General features: G+C 62.7%; 21 protein-coding genes. 12 read left to right on the forward strand and 9 right to left on the reverse strand.

The window, feature by feature from the left end; genetic code table 11:
- Positions 1-15: 15 nt before the first annotated feature.
- On the forward strand, positions 16-582 hold the full coding sequence (efp, locus tag I0K07_RS03810; protein WP_203291506.1) for an elongation factor P: 567 nt from the start codon (positions 16-18) through the stop codon (positions 580-582).
- 6 nt (positions 583-588) lie between these two features.
- The gene (locus tag I0K07_RS03815; RefSeq protein WP_203291507.1) at positions 589-1,383 is read left to right on the forward strand and encodes an inositol monophosphatase family protein; all 795 of its coding nucleotides are present in this window, start codon (positions 589-591) and stop codon (positions 1,381-1,383) included.
- Between the two features lie 6 nt (positions 1,384-1,389).
- Here I0K07_RS03815 and I0K07_RS03820 read toward each other — a convergent pair whose 3' ends face one another.
- Entirely contained in the window at positions 1,390-1,998 is a 609-nt protein-coding gene (locus I0K07_RS03820) for an FMN-dependent NADH-azoreductase (protein ID WP_203291508.1), read from the reverse strand.
- Positions 1,999-2,230: 232 nt separating this feature from the next.
- On the opposite strand from I0K07_RS03820, the gene I0K07_RS03825 reads away from it, so the two are divergent.
- A complete protein-coding gene (locus I0K07_RS03825; protein WP_203291509.1) occupies positions 2,231-3,226 on the forward strand; it encodes a hypothetical protein in 996 nt (331 codons plus the stop codon).
- Positions 3,227-3,229: 3 nt separating this feature from the next.
- Positions 3,230-4,219, forward strand: coding sequence for a peptidoglycan-binding protein (locus I0K07_RS03830; protein ID WP_203291510.1), 990 nt, complete (start codon positions 3,230-3,232; stop codon positions 4,217-4,219).
- Between the two features lie 6 nt (positions 4,220-4,225).
- Here the strand turns inward: I0K07_RS03830 and I0K07_RS03835 are convergent, their stop codons facing one another.
- Together I0K07_RS03835 and I0K07_RS03840 are read right to left on the reverse strand one after the other, a co-directional pair.
- Positions 4,226-4,531 carry a CcdB family protein gene (locus I0K07_RS03835; protein WP_203291511.1) on the reverse strand — a complete coding sequence of 102 codons (306 nt, stop codon included), beginning with the start codon at positions 4,529-4,531 and terminating at the stop codon, positions 4,226-4,228.
- A complete protein-coding gene (locus I0K07_RS03840) occupies positions 4,531-4,824 on the reverse strand; it encodes a type II toxin-antitoxin system CcdA family antitoxin (RefSeq protein ID WP_238934507.1) in 294 nt (97 codons plus the stop codon). Before I0K07_RS03840 ends, I0K07_RS03835 begins: the two co-directional genes overlap by 1 nt.
- 169 nt (positions 4,825-4,993) lie before the next feature.
- Here I0K07_RS03840 and rpmE point away from each other — a divergent pair, with 169 nt between their 5' ends.
- The 4 genes from rpmE (at position 4,994) to I0K07_RS03860 (ending at position 7,938) form a co-directional block, all read left to right on the forward strand.
- The gene (rpmE, locus tag I0K07_RS03845; protein ID WP_203291512.1) at positions 4,994-5,212 is read left to right on the forward strand and encodes a 50S ribosomal protein L31; all 219 of its coding nucleotides are present in this window, start codon (positions 4,994-4,996) and stop codon (positions 5,210-5,212) included.
- 229 nt (positions 5,213-5,441) lie between these two features.
- Positions 5,442-6,794 (forward strand): globin-coupled sensor protein, encoded by a 1,353-nt coding sequence (locus tag I0K07_RS15950; RefSeq protein WP_203291513.1) that lies wholly within the window; start codon positions 5,442-5,444, stop codon positions 6,792-6,794.
- Positions 6,794-7,255 carry a BLUF domain-containing protein gene (locus I0K07_RS03855; protein WP_203291514.1) on the forward strand — a complete coding sequence of 154 codons (462 nt, stop codon included), beginning with the start codon at positions 6,794-6,796 and terminating at the stop codon, positions 7,253-7,255. Before I0K07_RS15950 ends, I0K07_RS03855 begins: the two co-directional genes overlap by 1 nt.
- Positions 7,256-7,311: 56 nt before the next feature.
- Positions 7,312-7,938: a helix-turn-helix domain-containing protein gene (locus I0K07_RS03860; protein ID WP_203291515.1), complete on the forward strand. Its 627-nt coding sequence runs from the start codon at positions 7,312-7,314 to the stop codon at positions 7,936-7,938.
- On the opposite strand, the gene rcdA is transcribed toward I0K07_RS03860, so the two are convergent.
- Both rcdA and I0K07_RS03870 read right to left on the reverse strand, forming a co-directional pair.
- A complete protein-coding gene (rcdA, locus tag I0K07_RS03865; RefSeq protein WP_203291516.1) occupies positions 7,935-8,459 on the reverse strand; it encodes a protease adaptor protein RcdA in 525 nt (174 codons plus the stop codon). The two genes, I0K07_RS03860 and rcdA, sit on opposite strands and share 4 nt — an antisense overlap.
- A 79-nt stretch (positions 8,460-8,538) precedes the next feature.
- A complete protein-coding gene (locus tag I0K07_RS03870; protein ID WP_203291517.1) occupies positions 8,539-8,736 on the reverse strand; it encodes a DUF1192 domain-containing protein in 198 nt (65 codons plus the stop codon).
- A 62-nt stretch (positions 8,737-8,798) separates the two neighbouring features.
- On the opposite strand from I0K07_RS03870, the gene I0K07_RS03875 reads away from it, so the two are divergent.
- From I0K07_RS03875 to I0K07_RS03885, 3 genes are all read left to right on the forward strand, one after another.
- On the forward strand, positions 8,799-9,785 hold the full coding sequence (locus I0K07_RS03875) for an NAD(P)H-quinone oxidoreductase (RefSeq protein ID WP_203291518.1): 987 nt from the start codon (positions 8,799-8,801) through the stop codon (positions 9,783-9,785).
- A gap of 155 nt (positions 9,786-9,940) precedes the next feature.
- Positions 9,941-10,609: a DUF1013 domain-containing protein gene (locus I0K07_RS03880; protein WP_203291519.1), complete on the forward strand. Its 669-nt coding sequence runs from the start codon at positions 9,941-9,943 to the stop codon at positions 10,607-10,609.
- Between the two features lie 174 nt (positions 10,610-10,783).
- A complete protein-coding gene (locus I0K07_RS03885) occupies positions 10,784-11,245 on the forward strand; it encodes an XRE family transcriptional regulator (RefSeq protein WP_203291520.1) in 462 nt (153 codons plus the stop codon).
- Here I0K07_RS03885 and I0K07_RS03890 read toward each other — a convergent pair.
- From I0K07_RS03890 to I0K07_RS03905, 4 genes are read right to left on the reverse strand one after another with little or no spacing between them, the layout of a single operon-like run.
- Positions 11,242-12,522 (reverse strand): TRAP transporter large permease, encoded by a 1,281-nt coding sequence (locus I0K07_RS03890; RefSeq protein ID WP_203291521.1) that lies wholly within the window; start codon positions 12,520-12,522, stop codon positions 11,242-11,244. The genes I0K07_RS03885 and I0K07_RS03890 overlap by 4 nt on opposite strands.
- A gap of 2 nt (positions 12,523-12,524) precedes the next feature.
- A complete protein-coding gene (locus I0K07_RS03895; RefSeq protein ID WP_203291522.1) occupies positions 12,525-13,019 on the reverse strand; it encodes a TRAP transporter small permease in 495 nt (164 codons plus the stop codon).
- A complete protein-coding gene (locus I0K07_RS03900; protein WP_203291523.1) occupies positions 13,019-14,002 on the reverse strand; it encodes a TRAP transporter substrate-binding protein in 984 nt (327 codons plus the stop codon). Before I0K07_RS03900 ends, I0K07_RS03895 begins: the two co-directional genes overlap by 1 nt.
- A 26-nt stretch (positions 14,003-14,028) precedes the next feature.
- Positions 14,029-15,555 carry a pectate lyase family protein gene (locus I0K07_RS03905; RefSeq protein WP_203291524.1) on the reverse strand — a complete coding sequence of 509 codons (1,527 nt, stop codon included), beginning with the start codon at positions 15,553-15,555 and terminating at the stop codon, positions 14,029-14,031.
- A 203-nt stretch (positions 15,556-15,758) separates the two neighbouring features.
- On the opposite strand from I0K07_RS03905, the gene I0K07_RS03910 reads away from it, so the two are divergent.
- Entirely contained in the window at positions 15,759-16,595 is an 837-nt protein-coding gene (locus I0K07_RS03910) for a 2-keto-4-pentenoate hydratase (protein WP_203291525.1), read from the forward strand.
- The last annotated feature ends 114 nt before the right edge of the window (positions 16,596-16,709 follow it).

Genomic DNA, 16,709 nt, shown 5'->3' on the forward strand with positions numbered 1-16,709 from the left:
TCGACAGGTGAGTTCATGAAAATCAACGGCAATGAAATCCGTCCCGGCAATGTGCTGATGCACCAGGACACGCTCTGGGTGGCGGTGAAGACCGATCACGTGAAACCGGGCAAGGGCGGCGCTTTCGCCCAGGTCGAGCTGAAGAACCTGCTCGATGGCCGCAAGCTGAATGAACGCTTCCGCGCCGCCGACAAGGTCGAGCGCGTGCGTCTGGAACAGAAGGACCACACCTTCCTGTTCGACAGCGGCGACATGCTGACCTTCATGGACAGCGAGACCTATGAGCAAATCGAGCTGCAGAAGGATTTCGTCGGTGAAGATCGTGCGGCCTATCTGCAGGAAGGCATGACCGTGGTCGTGGAATTCCACGAAGAGCGTCCGATCGGCATCTCCCTGCCGCAGCACGTCACCCTGGAAGTTGCCGAGACCGAGCCGGTCGTTAAGGGCCAGACCGCGGCCAATTCCTACAAGCCGGCCATTCTGGACAATGGTGTGCGGTCCTCCGTTCCGCCTTTCGTGGGTGTTGGCGAGAAGGTCATCGTCGCGACCGAGGACGGTTCCTACGTCCGCCGCGCGGACTGATCCGTCATGGGTGCGCTCTCTCCCCTCCTCACCGTGATGACCGAAGTGGCTGCCCGCGCCGGGCGGTCGCTGAACCGGGACTTCCGCGACATCGAACACCTGCAGGTCTCCCGCAAGGGGCCGGCGGACTTTGTTTCGGTGGCAGACAAGAAGGCCGAGGACATCATCTATGACCGCCTGACCACGGCCCGCCCGGGCTATGGCTTCCTGATGGAAGAGCGCGGCATTGTGGAAGGGTCGGACCGCTCCCACCGCTGGATCGTCGATCCGCTCGACGGCACGCTGAACTTCCTGCATGGCATGCCGCATTTCGCCATCTCCATCGCGCTGGAGCGTGAGGGAGAGCTGGTGGCGGGTGTCATCTACAATCCGGCCACTGACGAGATGTTCCATGCGGAAAAGGGCCGGGGTGCCTGGCTGGCCGATCGCCGCCTGCGCGTGGCCGACCGCAAGCATTTCGATGAAGCCGTGTTTGCCACCGGCATGCCCTTCCTGGGCAAGACGGGGCATGCCTCCTTCCTGAAAGAACTGCATCAGATCATGCCGCATTGCGCCGGCATCCGCCGCATGGGCTCAGCCGCGCTGGACCTCGCCTGGGTGGCTGCGGGTCGTTATGACGGGTTCTGGGAACGCAATCTGAAATCCTGGGACATTGCTGCCGGCATTGTCCTGGTGAAGGAAGCCGGGGGCTTTGTCGCCGAGATTGATGGTGGCGAGGATATCCTGCGCACCGGCAATATCGTGGCGGGCAATGAGGCCATGCTGGGCGAACTCAACAAGCGCCTCATCGCCGCCAAGTAATCCGGCTTATGCCGCGAGCGTCTCGATGGTTTCGCTCGCGGCCGCCACACGCTCATCCGCACCGAAGGCCAGCCCGCCGGCATTGATGAAGTCGATGTCGGTGATGCCGATGAAGCCGAGGATGTAGCGGAGATAGTCTGACGCGAAGTCATTCTCCCCGCCCAGATCCGTGCCGCCGGACGTAAAGACGATGATGGCGCGCTTGCCCTTGAGGAAGCCTTCCGGACCGTCTTCGGTGTAGCGGAAGGTTTCGCGGGCCCGCACCACCATGTCGATCCAGGCCTTCAGGGCTGCCGGGATGGTGTAGTTGTAGATGGGCGTGCCGATCACGATCGTGTCGGCCTGGCGCAGCTCCTCGACGAGAGCATCAGAGCGGGCCAGCGCGGCTTTCTGATCATCATTGCGTTCGGCCGGGTCGGTGAAATTGGCATTGATCCAGGCTTCATCGATGAAGGGCAGGCCCGGCTCGGCCAAGTCGCGGACCTGGACTTTGAGATCCGGCTGCGCGGCGCGCAATCGTTCGATCACACGATCGGTCAGGGCGCGTGATTGCGAGCCGTCGCGGCGCATGCTGGCATCGATCCGCAGAACGCGGTTCCGGTTTGCAGAGGACATGGTTCCACTCCTGTTTCGGGGCCCTGTGGGGGCAAAATCCTGATCCGGGAAATGGGTCTGCCCCGGGTGGAAATAAGTCCGGAGAGCGGAAGCTTATTGTTTCCAGATCGGATAATGTTTCGCGCGGGTTTCCACGTCCGAAGCGGGACGGCGGGAATGAAGGCTTTGACCTCGCCTCCAAAATGTCCCAATCGGGGGTGAGGAAGGTCGTACGCTGCCATAAGGGGAAAGCATGCCTGTACTGGACCGGAATGATGAGCCGCGTGACACGGCACCGGAAGTGCGTTTCACCGGCCCGTGGCGCTACATCATCTGGATGGCGATGTTCACCGCCGTGGTCATCGCGCTGGCCGTCTTCCTGATCGGCCCGCTGGAAGCGGCTTTCCTGGCCAATCCGGCGATCAATGGCCTGATCATCGGCGTTCTGGTGATCGGCGTGCTCTACACCTATGCCCAGGCGCTGGGGATCGGTCCGGCGGCGCGCTGGCTGATGCGTTTCCGTTCTTCCGAAGACCCCGCCGCTCTGGGTCGTCCGCCGGCGCTGATCGCGCCCATGGCGTCGATGATCGGGGCGACGGGCAAGAAAGTCTCCCTCTCCGCCGGCTCGGTCCGCACCGTGCTCGACTCCGTGGCTGCCCGCATGGCGGAGGCTGGCGCCTTTACCCGCTATTTCGGCCGCCTGCTGATTTTCCTTGGCCTGCTGGGCACGTTCTGGGGCCTGTTGCAGGTGGTCGGTGATGTCGGTGAGGCCGTGCGCGCCGTGACGGAAAGCTCCACCGGCGGTGAAGCGGATGTGATGCGCCTCATGTCGGCCATTGAAGAGCCGATCCAGGGCATGGGCACCGCCTTTGCCTCCTCGCTCTTCGGTCTGGCCGGTTCGCTGGTGATCGGCTTCCTCGATCTGCAGGCCGGGCGCGCCCAGAACCGTTTCTACAATGAGATTGAGGAATGGCTCTCTTCCATCTCCCGCCTGGCGGCGGCGGGTCCGGCCACGGACGGCGATGGTGAAGTGTCATCCGCATATGTTGGTGCCTTGCTGGAGCAGACGGCCGAGACGCTGGACCGGCTGGCGCACACGCTGGAACGTCATACCCGCCAGCTCGACACCACGCTGCAGCGCTTTGCCGATGACAGCCGTGCCTCCAATGAAGAGGCGGCCCGCGCCCTGCGCGATGAAATCCGGGTCCTGATCCGAACCCTGCAACAGCGGGAGCGGGGAGGGGAGTAAGCCATGTCTTCGCCCCGGTTCGCGCGTTTCCAGGAAGCCGATAATGGCGACCACTGGCCCGGCTTCGTCGATGCCCTGGCCACGCTTCTGCTCGTCATCATCTTCCTGCTGGCGATCTTCGTAGCGGGTCAGTTCGCCCTGTCCCGTGCCCTGACCAATCGTGACGACCAGCTGGCCGATCTCAATGCCCAGCTCGCCCAGCTTGCCGACGAGCTGAATATTGCCCGCGACGAGAATGCCCAGCTGGAACTGACCATCACCGGTCTGGAAGAAGAGCGCGATGCCCTGCAGGGCGCGCTCACCCTGGCCACCAGCCAGGCGGCCGAGCTCCAGGCCGAGCTGACGGCAGAACAGGAACTTTCCGAATCCAGCCGGCGGGCTCTCGCCCTGCTGAACCAGCAGATGCAGGTCCTGCGCGACCAGATCGCCACGCTCAATGCAGCGCTGGATGCCGCTGAACAGCGGGCGGAAGAGGCTGAGGCCCAGGTCGTCAATCTGGGGCGCCGCCTGAATGCGGCCCTGGCCGAACGGGCTGCAGAACTGGCCGCTTACCGGTCCGACTTCTTCGGGCGTCTCCAGGCCATTTTGGGCAACCGCACGGGGGTCCGCGTGGTCGGGGACCGTTTTGTGTTCGAGACCGATGTCCTCTTCCCGTCCGGCTCGGCAGCCCTGTCCAGTGAAGGGCGCGAGAGCCTGCGCCCGATCGCCAATGCGATCATCCAGCTGACCGAAGAAATCCCGGAGGACCTGGAATGGGTGATCCGGATTGATGGCCATACCGATCCGGTGCCGATCCGCACGACATATCCGTCCAACTGGCACCTCTCTGCCGCGCGGGCGATCTCGGTGGTGAACTGGTTCGAGGAATTGGGTGTGCCCTCCGACCGGCTCGTAGCCGCCGGTTTCGGTGAGCACTACCCGATCGCCGAGGGGCGCACGGCCGAAGCCAATGCCCGCAATCGCCGGATCGAGCTGAAACTGACCTCGCGCTAGGTCGGTTCAGAACCCCTGGAACAGGAAGTCCATCGCGGCGGTGATCGTGTCGCGATGCTGGCGGATATTGCCGACGGGTTGGCCAAGCCACCTCAGTGGTTGGGCGCCGATCTCGCTGGTCATGAGCCAATAGGGCTGGCCTTCAATAATCAGGGTCGGTGTCAGCCGGGGAAGGTCGGGGCCCGACGTGTTCGCCTGTGATTTGAGCGGAATGACGACCCGGCTGGACAGGTCATCGAGAAAGTCTGCCTGAACATCGACCAGCAACGGAATGGGCCAGTTGTGCACCCTGTAGAGGTCGAACCGTGCCATCAGTCGTCTTTGGGAATGGCCCACCAAGGCGTTGGCAACAACATGCCCTCCCGCTCGATCCGCTCATTGTGGGCCTTGATTGCGTCGGCATTCTCTTCCAGCCAGCGGCGTTCTTTCTCGGCCTTCACTGCGGCGGCTATACCGGCTTCCGCGGCGCGTGAGGTATTCAGGCCCAAGGCCTTGGCTTCGGCCATGATGTCTTCGCGCACGGTCAGATTGGTGCGCTTGCGGCGGCTTGGTTGCGTGTAGTCCGGATCGCTCATCGCGGCCTCGCTGGATGTATGTATAAGCATACACACATTGCGGCCCCCATCCAAGGTCCGGTCCGGCGCATTCCATAAGACTCACAAGCCTGCTTGCCCTTTTCGCGCACATCCTGTATCAGCCCCGCTCCTGAGTTTATTGAGCTGCGTGCCCGGCTGTGGATCGGTGTGGCGCGGCGGATGAAAGAAAGCCGGACCGATGAAAAAGGATATCCATCCCGAATACCACGTCATCACCGTGAAGATGACCGACGGGAGCGAGTTTCAGACCAAGTCGACCTGGGGCAAGGAAGGCGATGTCCTGACCCTGGATATCGACCCGACGTCTCACCCGGCCTGGACCGGCGGCAATCAGCAGTTGATGGACCGCGGTGGCCGCGTGTCCCGCTTCAAGGACAAGTTCAAAGGCTTCGTCTGAGCCTGACGCGCGACAGAGCGCGCATAAAACTTGTCATGCAAAGGCGCGGTACCGGAAGGTGCCGCGCTTTTTCGTGTCCAAGCTTGCATAATTGTATCGTTGTTGCTCGATGAAACTACTATTTTACTAGCAAGTCACTGAATTATTTTAGTAATTTGGGGGTCATTAAGGAGCTGTTTACCGCGTTTTCTTCACCGTCGGTTGAAATAAGCCACCAAGGGGAAGGGCCATGTCTGATCAGCTCAAGGCCGAACGCATTTCCAATTTTGCGATCACCGCAGAGACGCGCGACAGCTTGTGCGACATGCAGGATGTCCTGCCCAGTGTTCTGGAAGGCGCACTGACAGAATTCTACGCGACTTTGTCCCGCGCGCCGGGCGTCGCGGAGTTCTTCCGGGATGACGCCCATCGCGATCATGCCAAACAGCATCAGATCTCCCACTGGCAATCAATCCTGTCCGGCGAGTTTGATGATTGTTATTTCGAGAATGTCCGAAGGATTGGCGAGGTCCATTGCGAGATCGGACTGGAGCCGCGCATCTATGTCGCCGGCTATGCCGGGATTGCATCCCATCTGGTCCGGGGCGCGATGAAGGCGGGCGCGCGTCGCGGGCTGTTTTCACGCGGGCAGGAGGACAAGGCGGACGCCTGGGTGGACGCCCTGATCCGGGCGGTCTTCCTGGATATGGAATTGGCGCTTTCAACCTATCTGGAAGCCGGTGAGGCCCAGGCCCGTGAAGCGCGGGTTCGCGTGGCCGATACGCTGGATGCCAATGTTTCGGCGACGCTCGACGAGCTGGCCGACACCTCCAACCGCCTGGACGAGCTGGCGGGCCGGGTCGGCGAGGCCGTCAATGCCTCGCTGGAGGATGCGGCAACCACTTCGCGCGAAGCCCAGGCTGCGTCCCAGAATGTCCAGTCTGTCGTTGTTGCGGCCGAGCAGATGCGCGGCGCGGTCGATGAAATTTCCGGTCAGGTCAACCAGACCAGCGACCGGGCCCGGGAAGCGGTGGATCAGGTTGGCTCTGCCGGCCAGGTCATGGACACGCTGAACGGCGCTGCCCAGGAGATCGGCAATATTGTCGGTCTGATCCAGGACATCGCCGAACAGACCAATCTTCTCGCGCTCAATGCCACCATTGAAGCCGCCCGTGCCGGCGAAGCCGGTGCCGGTTTTGCCGTTGTCGCGGGAGAGGTGAAGCATCTGGCCCAGCAGACGGCGAACGCGACGGAGCGGATCAGCCAGCAGATCGGGGCCGTGCAGCAGGGTGCCTCCACGGCCGGCGATGCGATCCGCAATATCCGCCAGACCATCGACGCGGTGAATGAGGCCTCGGTCAGCATCAATGCTGCGATCGAGGAGCAGTCTTCCGCGATCCGTGAAATCGTTCGGAGCGCGAATGAAGCCGCGACGGGCAATGCGGCCGGAGCCAAGTCTTCCGCGAAACTGGAGGAAAGCGTGCGCGAATGCTCCCAGTCCTCCGACTTCGTGAAGGCGGAGGCCCAGAGCGTTCGCCAGGCCGTGACCTCCTTGCGCGAGAAAGTGCATGGCTTTCTCGAACAGACCCGGGCCGCTGGCTGATGCTGCTGTCCCGACTGCTCTATTTCAGCCGGCGGCGCTGGCAGGGTACAGACCCGGCCGATGCCGAGCGGATGCTGGAGAACATTCTGGAAGCGGGACGCCGCAACAATCCCCGCGACGGGCTCAGCGGTGTCCTGATCGTCGATGACGACCTTTTCGTGCAGGTCCTCGAAGGACCTCGCTCGACATTGACGCGGACTTTCTCAAGGATCCAGACGGATGCCCGGCACGAGAAAGTCGTGCTGGCCGGTCTGGTGGAAGTTGGAGACCGCCTGTTCGATGGCTGGAATGTGCATGTCCGGCGCAAGCCCGGAGAGTCGGCGCGTCCGCCCTGGTTCGCCAGTCCGGAGGTCACCACGTTCGACGCCTTTCAGGTGAGTATTGAGAGATTGTTATGCACGGAGGGCGAAACTTCGGCACTCCTCTCCCGGACTAGTAAAATAACGCTGGATTTCGCATAGCCTTCCGGGCACAAGGCAAGTGTGATAAATACACAATAAAAGTACGTGTTTGGGGCATGGACTGGGCAAGAAAAATCAAGGAATTGCGCTATTTTGAGGACCTCAAACAGGATGTCCTCGCGCGGCAATTGGGCGTAAGCCAAGCCAGTGTGAGTCAATGGGAGCGCGGGGTTGCAGAGCCACCGGAGAGCGCCCAGCGCCGCCTGCTTCGCCGCTTGGCCCAGACCCCGCCCGAGCGCTTTCTGCGCGCCCTCAAACAGAGTGTCCGCTCCAGTCCCAACGTTGCTTTCCTGATGGCGCGGCGTGATGGGACTGTCCATATCGAGCTGGTCAGTGAAGGTCTGGAGGCCCGCACAGATTTCCTGCGTGCCGATGATGTCGGACGTCCCCTGCGCGGACTGTTCGGTGAACAGGTCGATGCCCAGCTGGCGGAGCTGGAGAAGGCGGGTCTGTTTGACGGCAAGCTTGAGGGCGTCCAGGCGATGGCCATGCTGACCCGCGAAGGGCGCTCACGCCCCGTCCAGGTCAGTATGATCCCGTTCCGCATCGAGAGTGCGGACATTGATTTCGTCGTTCGCGTGGAAGTGCGCTATCCGTCCCTGACCGTTGACAATGTGCAGCATGTCGAGCCTGAGCTCATCATGCTGCCGCACCGTCGTTCCGAGCTGGAACCGGACTTCTAGCGGTCGCCGAAAGCGCCGCGCAGCATGGCCATCTGATCCGCAACGGGATTGCTGTCGGCTTCGACCAGACCATCAATGTAGAGATTGTCGTCGATCCGCTTCAGCCGCTCATAGAGACGACGTGACCGGGTCACCAGATCCATCAGCGTGCGCGGTGCGTCTTCGCCTTCCGGCCAGAGACCATCGGTCGGTTTGTCGGTGCTGAGACGGTATTTGCCGTCCGTGGCATCCTCGGCACTCATTTCACCTTCGGAGACCGCGCGCTGGGCGAGCAGCCAGGAGGCGGCCTGCATCAGGCGTGTGGTGAGCTTCATGCTCTCGGTGGCGTAGGACAGGGCGCCGGCGCGGTCGAGCGATTTGGAATCGTCGCGGCCCGGCCCATCCAGATAGGCGGCTGTCTCCTCGACCAGATCCATGCCTTCCCGGAAGAGTTTCTGGAACATCTCCGAATTGGCAAAATCCTGGGCTCGGGCGGCAGGTGCGCCCCCGGCGGGGAAGAGGGTCGGCGTCGTATCAGTCATCACGCGTCCGTTTATCGGTCGATCTCAGGGTTCGAACGAATCAAAGCAATCCGCGGGCCAGCTTCCCAAAAGAGTTTGATCAAAACTTAAACACGGCGTCGGCAGCGGACCGTCCGGCCTGTTTTTTCTCAGTCATCGCGTCGATGCGCAGGATTTCCTCCTGCAGGAGGCGTTTGCGTTCCGCCAGATCCTCCAGAGAAAGCTCCGAGAGGTCTTCGCCCGGTGTGATCGTGTGCTTGGCCTTGGCACCGGCGGCGCTATCTTCATCATGAAACATGACCGTCCCACCTGTTTGTTGCGGTTCGCCCGATCATATAGCGCGAGAGCGGAGCTATTCCCATGTCCCAGCCCCAGATCAATCATATCGTGATAACCCGCGAGCCCGGTGGTCCGGACGTGCTGGAGCTGGTGGAACGGGACATTCCGGTACCGGGGCCGGGCGAAATCCTGATCCGGAACACCGCTTGTGGCGTCAATCGCCCGGACCAGATCGAGCGGCTTGGTTTCTATCCCGCGCCGCCCGGTGCTCCGGAAGGCCTGGGGCTGGAGGTTTCCGGACATGTCGTGGCTCTGGGGGAAGGCGTAACGGGGCACACGATCGGTGATGCGGTCGTCGCACTGGTCGCTGGCGGCGGTTATTCCGAACATGTGGTGGCCCCAGCAGGTTCCGTTCTCCCGGCCCCCTCCGGCGTTGATCTCGTCGATGCGGCCGGACTGCCCGAAACCGTGTTCACGGTCTGGACGAATGTGTTCGAGATTGGCGCATTGTCGCGGGATGAAACACTCCTTGTGCATGGCGGGACCAGCGGGATCGGCACGACCGCCATCCAGATGGCCAAGGCGCACGGAGCCCGTGTGATCGCGACGGCGGGGACACCGGACAAGCTTGCTCTGTGCCGCAAGCTCGGCGCGGATATCGCGATCAATTACCGCGAGGAAGACTTCGAGACTGTTGTGAACGAGGCCGGCGGCGCCGATGTCATCCTGGACATGGTGGGCGGCAGCAATGTGCAGAAGAACATCAATTGCGCCCGGGCCGGCGCCCGCATTGTCTCCATCGCCTTCCTGCAGGGCAGCCGGTGCGAGTTGGACCTGATGCGTGTCATGCTGAAGCGGATCACCCTGACGGGCTCCACCCTGCGGGCCCGGCCGGTCGAGGAGAAGGCGCGGCTGGCGGCGGCCATTCACAAGACGGTCTGGCCCTGGATCGAGGCCGGCCAGGTGATCCCCGTCGTCGACAGCCGGTTTGCGCTCGCTGACGCCGCGTCGGCGCACGAACGTCTCGATAGTGGCCAGCACTCGGGAAAGATCCTTCTGACCTGCTGACAATCTCCGCCCTGACCGCTTTCCAGTAACGCGAAAACGCGATATAAAAGTCTCAAATCGCTTTGAGACTGGCTCCGCCACTTCAGAGCGTCGGAAGCCCAAGCCCGGCCGCCGTGTCGGGCTTTTTTTGTTTCTCCCCAACGAAGAGGGAATCCATGACCGAGATCCTGATGCCGAAAGCCACGGCTGTCTGGCTCGTCGACAACACGTCGCTGACCTTTGACCAGATCGCCGGTTTCTGCGGCCTGCACCCGCTGGAAGTCAAAGGCATTGCTGACGGTGATGTGGCCGTGGGCGTGCGGGGCGCTGACCCGATCTCCAACGGTCAGCTGACGCGTGAGGAAATCGAGAAGGCCGAAGCCAATTCGGACTACCAGATGACGGTGGTGAAGCCGAAATATGCCGATCTCCACTCCCCGTCCAAGCGCCGCGGTCCGCGCTATACGCCGCTGTCGCGCCGCCAAAACCGTCCGGACGCGATCGCCTGGCTTGTCCGCAACCACCCGGAATTGTCCGACGCGCAAATCTCCAAACTGATCGGCACGACGAAGACGACGATCGGTGCCGTGCGGGACCGTACGCACTGGAATTCCGCCAATATCAAGCCGACCGATCCGGTTTCGCTCGGCCTGTGCACCCAGATCGACCTCGACGAGCAGGTGAAGAAGGCTTCGGCCCGCCGCCGCAAGCTGGAAGAGGAAAATCCGGAAATGCTTGCCGATACGCTCAAGGCCCAGGAAGACCTGCACGCCGAGCAGGAAGACGAGTTCAAGTCCAATGATGATATCGACCTGGAAACGCTGTTTGGCGGTTCCAAGGACTAGTCCCTGCGGACATCGGATTGTGAAGAGGGCGGCTCGGTCGGGCCGCCCTTTTTCTGTCTGGCGTGTCACTGGCGGGTGTCTGGCGGGTCCGTGACGCAAGACTGGCGTGGCGGCGCGGCGCGGGAGGTGGTCTTCCGGGGCAATCGGATTACAACAGCCCGCAAGGAGAGTTTCATGGCCTTCAAGGCAGACGCAGCGAAGATCAGACGCTGGCGCGAAGAGCGGCACTGGTCGCAGGAGCACCTGGCTGAACTGGCCGGTATCGGCCTGCGCACCCTGCAGCGAATCGAGAAGGGCGAGCCCGCCTCCAAGGACACGCTGATGGCGCTGGCGGCGGCCTTCGGTGTCGAGGTCCTGGCGCTGTGCATCGATCCGGAGGCCGAGGCGGCCGAGATTGTTCGCAAAAAGGACGCGAAAGTCGTGTCTGGCTTGCGCCTGTCGGTTGGCATCCACTTCGCCGGTTATGTCATCGGCATGGCGGTCTTTGCAGCGATCAGCCTGGGGGACACATCCGGCTATTGGATCATGAAATGGCCGACCCTGTGGTGGTCCGTCGGCATGGTCGCTCACGCTGCGACGCTGGGCATGGTCGAGCTTGTTGCGCGGACCCGGCAGGCCCAGGCCAATTGGAGCTAGCGCATCAGGTTGACCAGGCTCATCGAGATGGCGGGGAAATAGGTCACTGCCATCAGGGCCACGAAGAGTGCGCCGTAGAAGGGCCAGATCGTCTTCACGGTCTCTTCCACCGGGACCTTGCCGATGGCGGAGCCCACGAAGAGGACAGAGCCCACGGGCGGCGTGACCAGGCCAATCCCCAGATTGAGCATCATCACCACGCCGAACTGGACCGGGTCCATCCCCAGGCCCGAAACGATCGGCAGGAAGATGGGTGTGGTGATCACGATCAGCGGTGACATGTCCATGAAGGTGCCCAGCACCAGCAAGATCACATTGATGATCAGCAGGATCAGGATCGGATTGTCGGTCAGCGTGGTGATCAGGCTGGCCAGCTGGGCCGGCGCTTCCAGCAGGGCCAGTGTCCAGCCGAAAGCCGAGGCCGAACCGATGATGAGCAGGACCATGGCGGTGGTCCGCACGGCCTGCACGGCCGCTTCCAGAAAGGCCTTCGCCCCCATGGAGCGATACAGAAGGGCCGCCACGGCGACCGTGTAGATGACGGCAATGGCCGAGCTTTCCGTGGCGGTGAAGAAACCACCCAATACGCCGCCGACGATGATGATCGCGGTCATCAGGCCCGGCAGCGCCATGATCAGGGCCCGCAGGAAGACCATCCAGCCCGGGAATTCGCCGCGCGGATAACCGCGCTTCACGGCGACGGCCCAGGCCGCCACCATCAGGGCGCCGCCGGTTAGCAGGCCCGGCACGATCCCGGCCACGAAAAGCTCGCCGATCGACACGCCGACACCCGCCGCGGCCGCATAGATGATCATGTTGTGCGAGGGCGGGATCAGCAGGCCGCAGATCGCCGAGGTCGAGGTGACATTGACGGCATAGTCCGCGTCATAGCCCCGCGACTTCATCATCGGCATCAGGGTGGATCCCATGGCCGAGACCGAGGCAATGGCCGAACCAGAGACAGCGCCGAACAGCATGGAGGCGCCGACATCGACCTGACCCAGACCGCCCCGCGCCCGGCCGAAGGCGGCTTCAGCCACCCTGACCAGTCTTTCGGCGATGCCGGATCGGTGCATGAGTTCGCCGGCAAAGACGAAAAAGGGAATGGCCATGAGCGAGAACACGCTCATCCCGCCCGCCATGCGCTGGAACACGCCGATGGCCGGCAAATCCATGAAGAAAAAGGTGACCAGGGTCGCGCCCAGCAGGGAGAAGGCGACGGGCACACCGCAGACCAGAAGCAGGGTGAGAACTCCGAGGAGAATGGCGAGTTCCATGCCTACGCCTCCGTTTCGCCGGCGGCGGCCGGATTGAGGATTTCCAGGATGTTTTCCAGCGCGAACAGGGTGATCAGGGCACCGGAAACGGGCAGGGGCAGATAGGCCGCGCCGCGCGGAATACCCAGGGTCGGGATGACATGTTCCCAGGTGCGGGTGATCAACTCCCCGCCCCAGACGGCCATGGCGACACCGACCAGGGCGACCACGAGCTGGGCACCGATATTGATCAGTTTCTGCGGGCCGGAGGGCAGGGCATTCACCAGGGCGGAAATGCGGATGTGGAAGCCTTCCTTCACGCCGGCGGCTGCGGCGAAGGAGACATACCAGATCATCAGCACAAGCGAGGCCTGTTCGGACCAGGACGGGCTGGCATTGAGGACATAGCGGGCGAAGACCTGCCAGCCGATGATCAGTGTCATCACACTCAGGCCGATCCCGCCGAGCACGAGCAGGCTGCGACTGGCCAGGCGCAGGAAATGGGCAATGGCAGACATCAGACCGCGGCCCCCATATTGCGGATATCCTCGACCAGGCGGCGCTGGACATCGCTGGTCACATACCGGTCCCAGACATCGCCCATGCGTTCGGAAAAGGCACCGATATCGGGGATTTCATTGGCCTGGATGCCGGCATCCAGCACGCGCTGCCGCGAGGCATCAACCCGGGCATCCCACAGCGCCCGCATGACCGGCACGCTGTCGCGGGCCGCCTGGCGGAACAGGTCCTGATCGTCCGGTGACAACCGGTCCCAGCTGCGCCTGGACATGACCAGGGCTTCCGGTGCCATGACATGGCGTGACAGGGAGTAATAGCGGGCCGCCTCGAAATGCCGGGTGGCCTCATAGGAGGGCCAGTTATTCTCGGCCCCGTCGATCACGCCCTGGACCAGGCCCTGATAGACCTCGCCGAAGGACATGGGCGTCGCATTGGCGCCCAGAGCACCGACCATGGAGACATAGACGTCCGAATTGGGCACGCGGATCTTCAGGCCCTGCAGGTCGGCCGGTTCCATGATCGGGCCGCGCGTATTGTAGAAGCTGCGGGCACCGCTGTCATAGAAGCACAGCCCGATCAGCCCGTGCGGTTCCAGCGAATCCAGGATGGCCTGACCCGGTGCGCCATCCAGGGAGCGGCGCATATGGTCGATCGAATTGAACAGGAAGGGCAGGGCGGGAACCACGGTTTCCGACGCAATCGAGTTGAGCGGCGCCAGATTGACCCGGTTGAGGTCGAGCGCGCCGAACACGGTGAGTTCCAGCGTGTCACGCTCGGAGCCCAGCTGTCCGCCGGCAAAGATCTTCATCGACAGCCGGCCGCCGGACCGTTCGGCGATCATGTCGGCCATCGCTTGCACGCCCTGAACGGTCGGATAGTCCGCCGCATGGGCGTCGGCCGAATTCAGGGCGCGTTCGCCGCGACCGCATCCGGCTACAGCCAGGGCTGCACCCGAGGCAATCAGATGTCGTCGGTTGATCATGGCGTCTCCTCCCCGGATCCGCAGCGTTATCCGTTCGCCGGGACCAGGCTGTTCAGCCAGTCTTCCAGATTTGTGTAGCCGTCGCCATCGCTGTCCAGCGCACCGTCGGCGGGATCGGCGGCGTCCAGGCCATGGGTTTCTTCCCAGGCATCCGGCATGCCGTCCCCATCGCTGTCCGGGCGCGGATCACCACCGGGCAGGTCCGGCCATCCGCCGACTTCCGCTTCGGAGGAAATGATCTGGCCCGTGCCATTGCGGACATCATTGATCACGCGCTCATCCACGGCATCGCGCCACAGCGAGGCACCGACCCCATTGAGGACAGCCTCATAGGCATCCAGCGCGGTCTGGGTCTCGCCGAAGACGACATCATAGGGTTCATCCACCCAGCTCAGCTCATGGGCGGCGGAGCGCAGCATGGGCATTTGCTCGCCCAGTTCGCCATCCATCGTATTGCCGGCGAAATAGGCGCGCCCCGTCGTGTTGCGCATGTAGAAGATGATCGGACCCAGCGTGTCGGGGCCCTGGACATAGGCATTATTGACGAAATTGTAGCGGGCGACCGAGGCGGGATCGAGATCCGTACCGGCGGCATAGTGGAAATCCGTGCCCTCGCGGCCATAGAGCGGCGGCTGGTTCAGGCCCATGTGCTGGCTGGGATCAAAGGAGGCGCTTTCCGGCACCCAGTCCCAAAAATCGGTCTGCGCGCCATGTCCCCAATTGTAGAAGACATTATTGCGGAAATCGATCAGCAGCCCGTCCGGATCATCGAAGGGCGTCGCGTAATTGCCGATGCGCGGCATGCGGGAATGGTTGTTGGCCCACAGATTGTGGTGCCAGGAATAGCGGGCCCCATTATTGCCCCGGATCAGGCTGCCATAAGCGCGGTCGCCCTTTTCATGGCCGGCATCATACAGGCCCTCGGAAATGATCGACCATTGCACCGTCAGATTGGTCAGGTGTTTCTGCCCGGGCAGGCCGCGGAAGCTCTGCGAGGAGGACAGGACTTCGTCGATGGCCCAGCTTGTCGAGACGTGATCGACGATGATGTCGGAGCCGCCGACGATGGAAATGCTGTCATCCTCGACCAGGCTTTCGCCACCGATCCGGGAGCGGATATAGCGCACGATGACATTGTTGGCATTGATCCGCAGCGGATAGTCGCGCAGCGCAATACCGGCGCCTGGAGCGGTCTGTCCGGCGATGGTGATATTGTCATTCTCGATCGTCAGCCGGTCTTCCAGCTGGATGGTGCCGGAGACGGCAAATACGACCGTGCGCGGCCCCTCGGCCTCGACGGCCTCGCGCAGGGAGCCCGGTCCGCTGTCATTGAGATTGGTGACTGTGTAGACCCGGCCGCCGCGACCGCCGACCGCGTAACGTCCGAAACCGTCTGCGCCCGGGAAGGCGATGATCTGCGGGGCCGCCGCGTGATTGTCTGACGTTGCGGCGTGCGGTGATGCGGGGGCTTCAAGGGCGGTATCGGGCTGCGGCGTATCGCTGCAACCGGTCGCGATGGCGCAAACGCCAATGAGCAAAGCGCTTCTCAACATGTCCGTCTCCTCCCGGGCCTGCCCTTATACCCCTGCAGCGCCCCAATTGCTGGCCGCAGATTTGTGCTTGCGGCTTGATCTTGAGGGAATACCGTGAAAAATGACACCGGTTTCCTTTTTTGGAACCGTAACCCAAAACGAAGGCGGTTCAAGCCCCTTCGTCAGACCAACCCGCCGCACAACAAGGCGAGGAAAACCGGGGAATGCACGCTTTGACGCCTAACCAGAAATCCATCTCGGATGCCTTCGTGTCGGCTCGCCGAAAGGCGGCTGGCCTGCCGCAATATCCCGGCACGCTGCCCGGCAGTATGGCGGAAGGTTACGAGATCCAGGATTACTCCATTTCGCGCTGGCCGGACGCGGTTGCGGGCTGGAAGATCGGCCTTGTGCCCCCCGATTTCCGCGAAGCGGTCGGGGCGGAGCGACTGGTGGGGCCCATCTTTGCGGACTTGGTGCATTCCCATACGGAAGGCCAGCTCCACGACATGCCGGTTTTTGCCGACGGGTTTGCTGCGGTCGAGGCGGAATTCGTCGTCAAGCTGGGTGCGGACGTGCCCGTCGGGACCGAGATCACCCCGGAACTGGCCCGTGAGGTTGCGGCGTCCCTGCATGTGGGTGTCGAGATCGCGTCCAGCCCGTTTCCGGGCATCAATGATCTGGGCCCGATCTGCGTGATCAGTGATTTCGGCAATAATTACGGTTTGATCCTCGGCCCGGAAATCGCGAACTGGCGCACCCGTCCGCTAACGGATCTGCCGGCCAAGGTGGAGATTGATGGTGTCACGGTTGGTGAAACCACGGCCGCCTCTCTGCCGGGCGGTCCGCTCGGGGCGCTGGAATTCATTCTGCGTCTGATGCAGGTCCGCGGGATCGCCCTGCCCCGGGGAAGCCTGATTTCGACGGGTGCCGTCACCGGCGTTCACCAGGCCGAAGTGGGCGCCAAAAGCCGGGTGAGCTTCGGCGCTGACGGCGCGTTCGATCTTGAGCTGAGTGCCCTGTCACCCATGGCTGAAACCGGCAGCAAGGCCGCCAGCGCCTGATTTTCCCGAAGCCCAAAAAAGAACGAGGGGTTGGTCGGCATTGTCCGCCCGCAAGGTCAGCCGGTATTCAGCCCGAGAAGTGAACATCCGATAGGGTTCGCTGACACCCCGGGT

Source organism: Maricaulis parjimensis (assembly GCF_016817355.1).
GTDB classification, from domain to species: Bacteria; Pseudomonadota; Alphaproteobacteria; order Caulobacterales; family Maricaulaceae; genus Maricaulis; species Maricaulis parjimensis.

Coding starts and splice junctions, on each gene's coding strand:
- efp (WP_203291506.1), top strand. CDS start 16: ATGAAAATCAACGGCAATGAAATCCGTCCCGGCAATGTGCTGATGCAC.
- I0K07_RS03815 (WP_203291507.1), top strand. CDS start 589: ATGGGTGCGCTCTCTCCCCTCCTCACCGTGATGACCGAAGTGGCTGCC.
- I0K07_RS03820 (WP_203291508.1), bottom strand. CDS start 1,998: ATGTCCTCTGCAAACCGGAACCGCGTTCTGCGGATCGATGCCAGCATG.
- I0K07_RS03825 (WP_203291509.1), top strand. CDS start 2,231: ATGCCTGTACTGGACCGGAATGATGAGCCGCGTGACACGGCACCGGAA.
- I0K07_RS03830 (WP_203291510.1), top strand. CDS start 3,230: ATGTCTTCGCCCCGGTTCGCGCGTTTCCAGGAAGCCGATAATGGCGAC.
- I0K07_RS03835 (WP_203291511.1), bottom strand. CDS start 4,531: ATGGCACGGTTCGACCTCTACAGGGTGCACAACTGGCCCATTCCGTTG.
- I0K07_RS03840 (WP_238934507.1), bottom strand. CDS start 4,824: ATGCTTATACATACATCCAGCGAGGCCGCGATGAGCGATCCGGACTAC.
- rpmE (WP_203291512.1), top strand. CDS start 4,994: ATGAAAAAGGATATCCATCCCGAATACCACGTCATCACCGTGAAGATG.
- I0K07_RS15950 (WP_203291513.1), top strand. CDS start 5,442: ATGTCTGATCAGCTCAAGGCCGAACGCATTTCCAATTTTGCGATCACC.
- I0K07_RS03855 (WP_203291514.1), top strand. CDS start 6,794: ATGCTGCTGTCCCGACTGCTCTATTTCAGCCGGCGGCGCTGGCAGGGT.
- I0K07_RS03860 (WP_203291515.1), top strand. CDS start 7,312: ATGGACTGGGCAAGAAAAATCAAGGAATTGCGCTATTTTGAGGACCTC.
- rcdA (WP_203291516.1), bottom strand. CDS start 8,459: ATGACTGATACGACGCCGACCCTCTTCCCCGCCGGGGGCGCACCTGCC.
- I0K07_RS03870 (WP_203291517.1), bottom strand. CDS start 8,736: ATGTTTCATGATGAAGATAGCGCCGCCGGTGCCAAGGCCAAGCACACG.
- I0K07_RS03875 (WP_203291518.1), top strand. CDS start 8,799: ATGTCCCAGCCCCAGATCAATCATATCGTGATAACCCGCGAGCCCGGT.
- I0K07_RS03880 (WP_203291519.1), top strand. CDS start 9,941: ATGACCGAGATCCTGATGCCGAAAGCCACGGCTGTCTGGCTCGTCGAC.
- I0K07_RS03885 (WP_203291520.1), top strand. CDS start 10,784: ATGGCCTTCAAGGCAGACGCAGCGAAGATCAGACGCTGGCGCGAAGAG.
- I0K07_RS03890 (WP_203291521.1), bottom strand. CDS start 12,522: ATGGAACTCGCCATTCTCCTCGGAGTTCTCACCCTGCTTCTGGTCTGC.
- I0K07_RS03895 (WP_203291522.1), bottom strand. CDS start 13,019: ATGTCTGCCATTGCCCATTTCCTGCGCCTGGCCAGTCGCAGCCTGCTC.
- I0K07_RS03900 (WP_203291523.1), bottom strand. CDS start 14,002: ATGATCAACCGACGACATCTGATTGCCTCGGGTGCAGCCCTGGCTGTA.
- I0K07_RS03905 (WP_203291524.1), bottom strand. CDS start 15,555: ATGTTGAGAAGCGCTTTGCTCATTGGCGTTTGCGCCATCGCGACCGGT.
- I0K07_RS03910 (WP_203291525.1), top strand. CDS start 15,759: ATGCACGCTTTGACGCCTAACCAGAAATCCATCTCGGATGCCTTCGTG.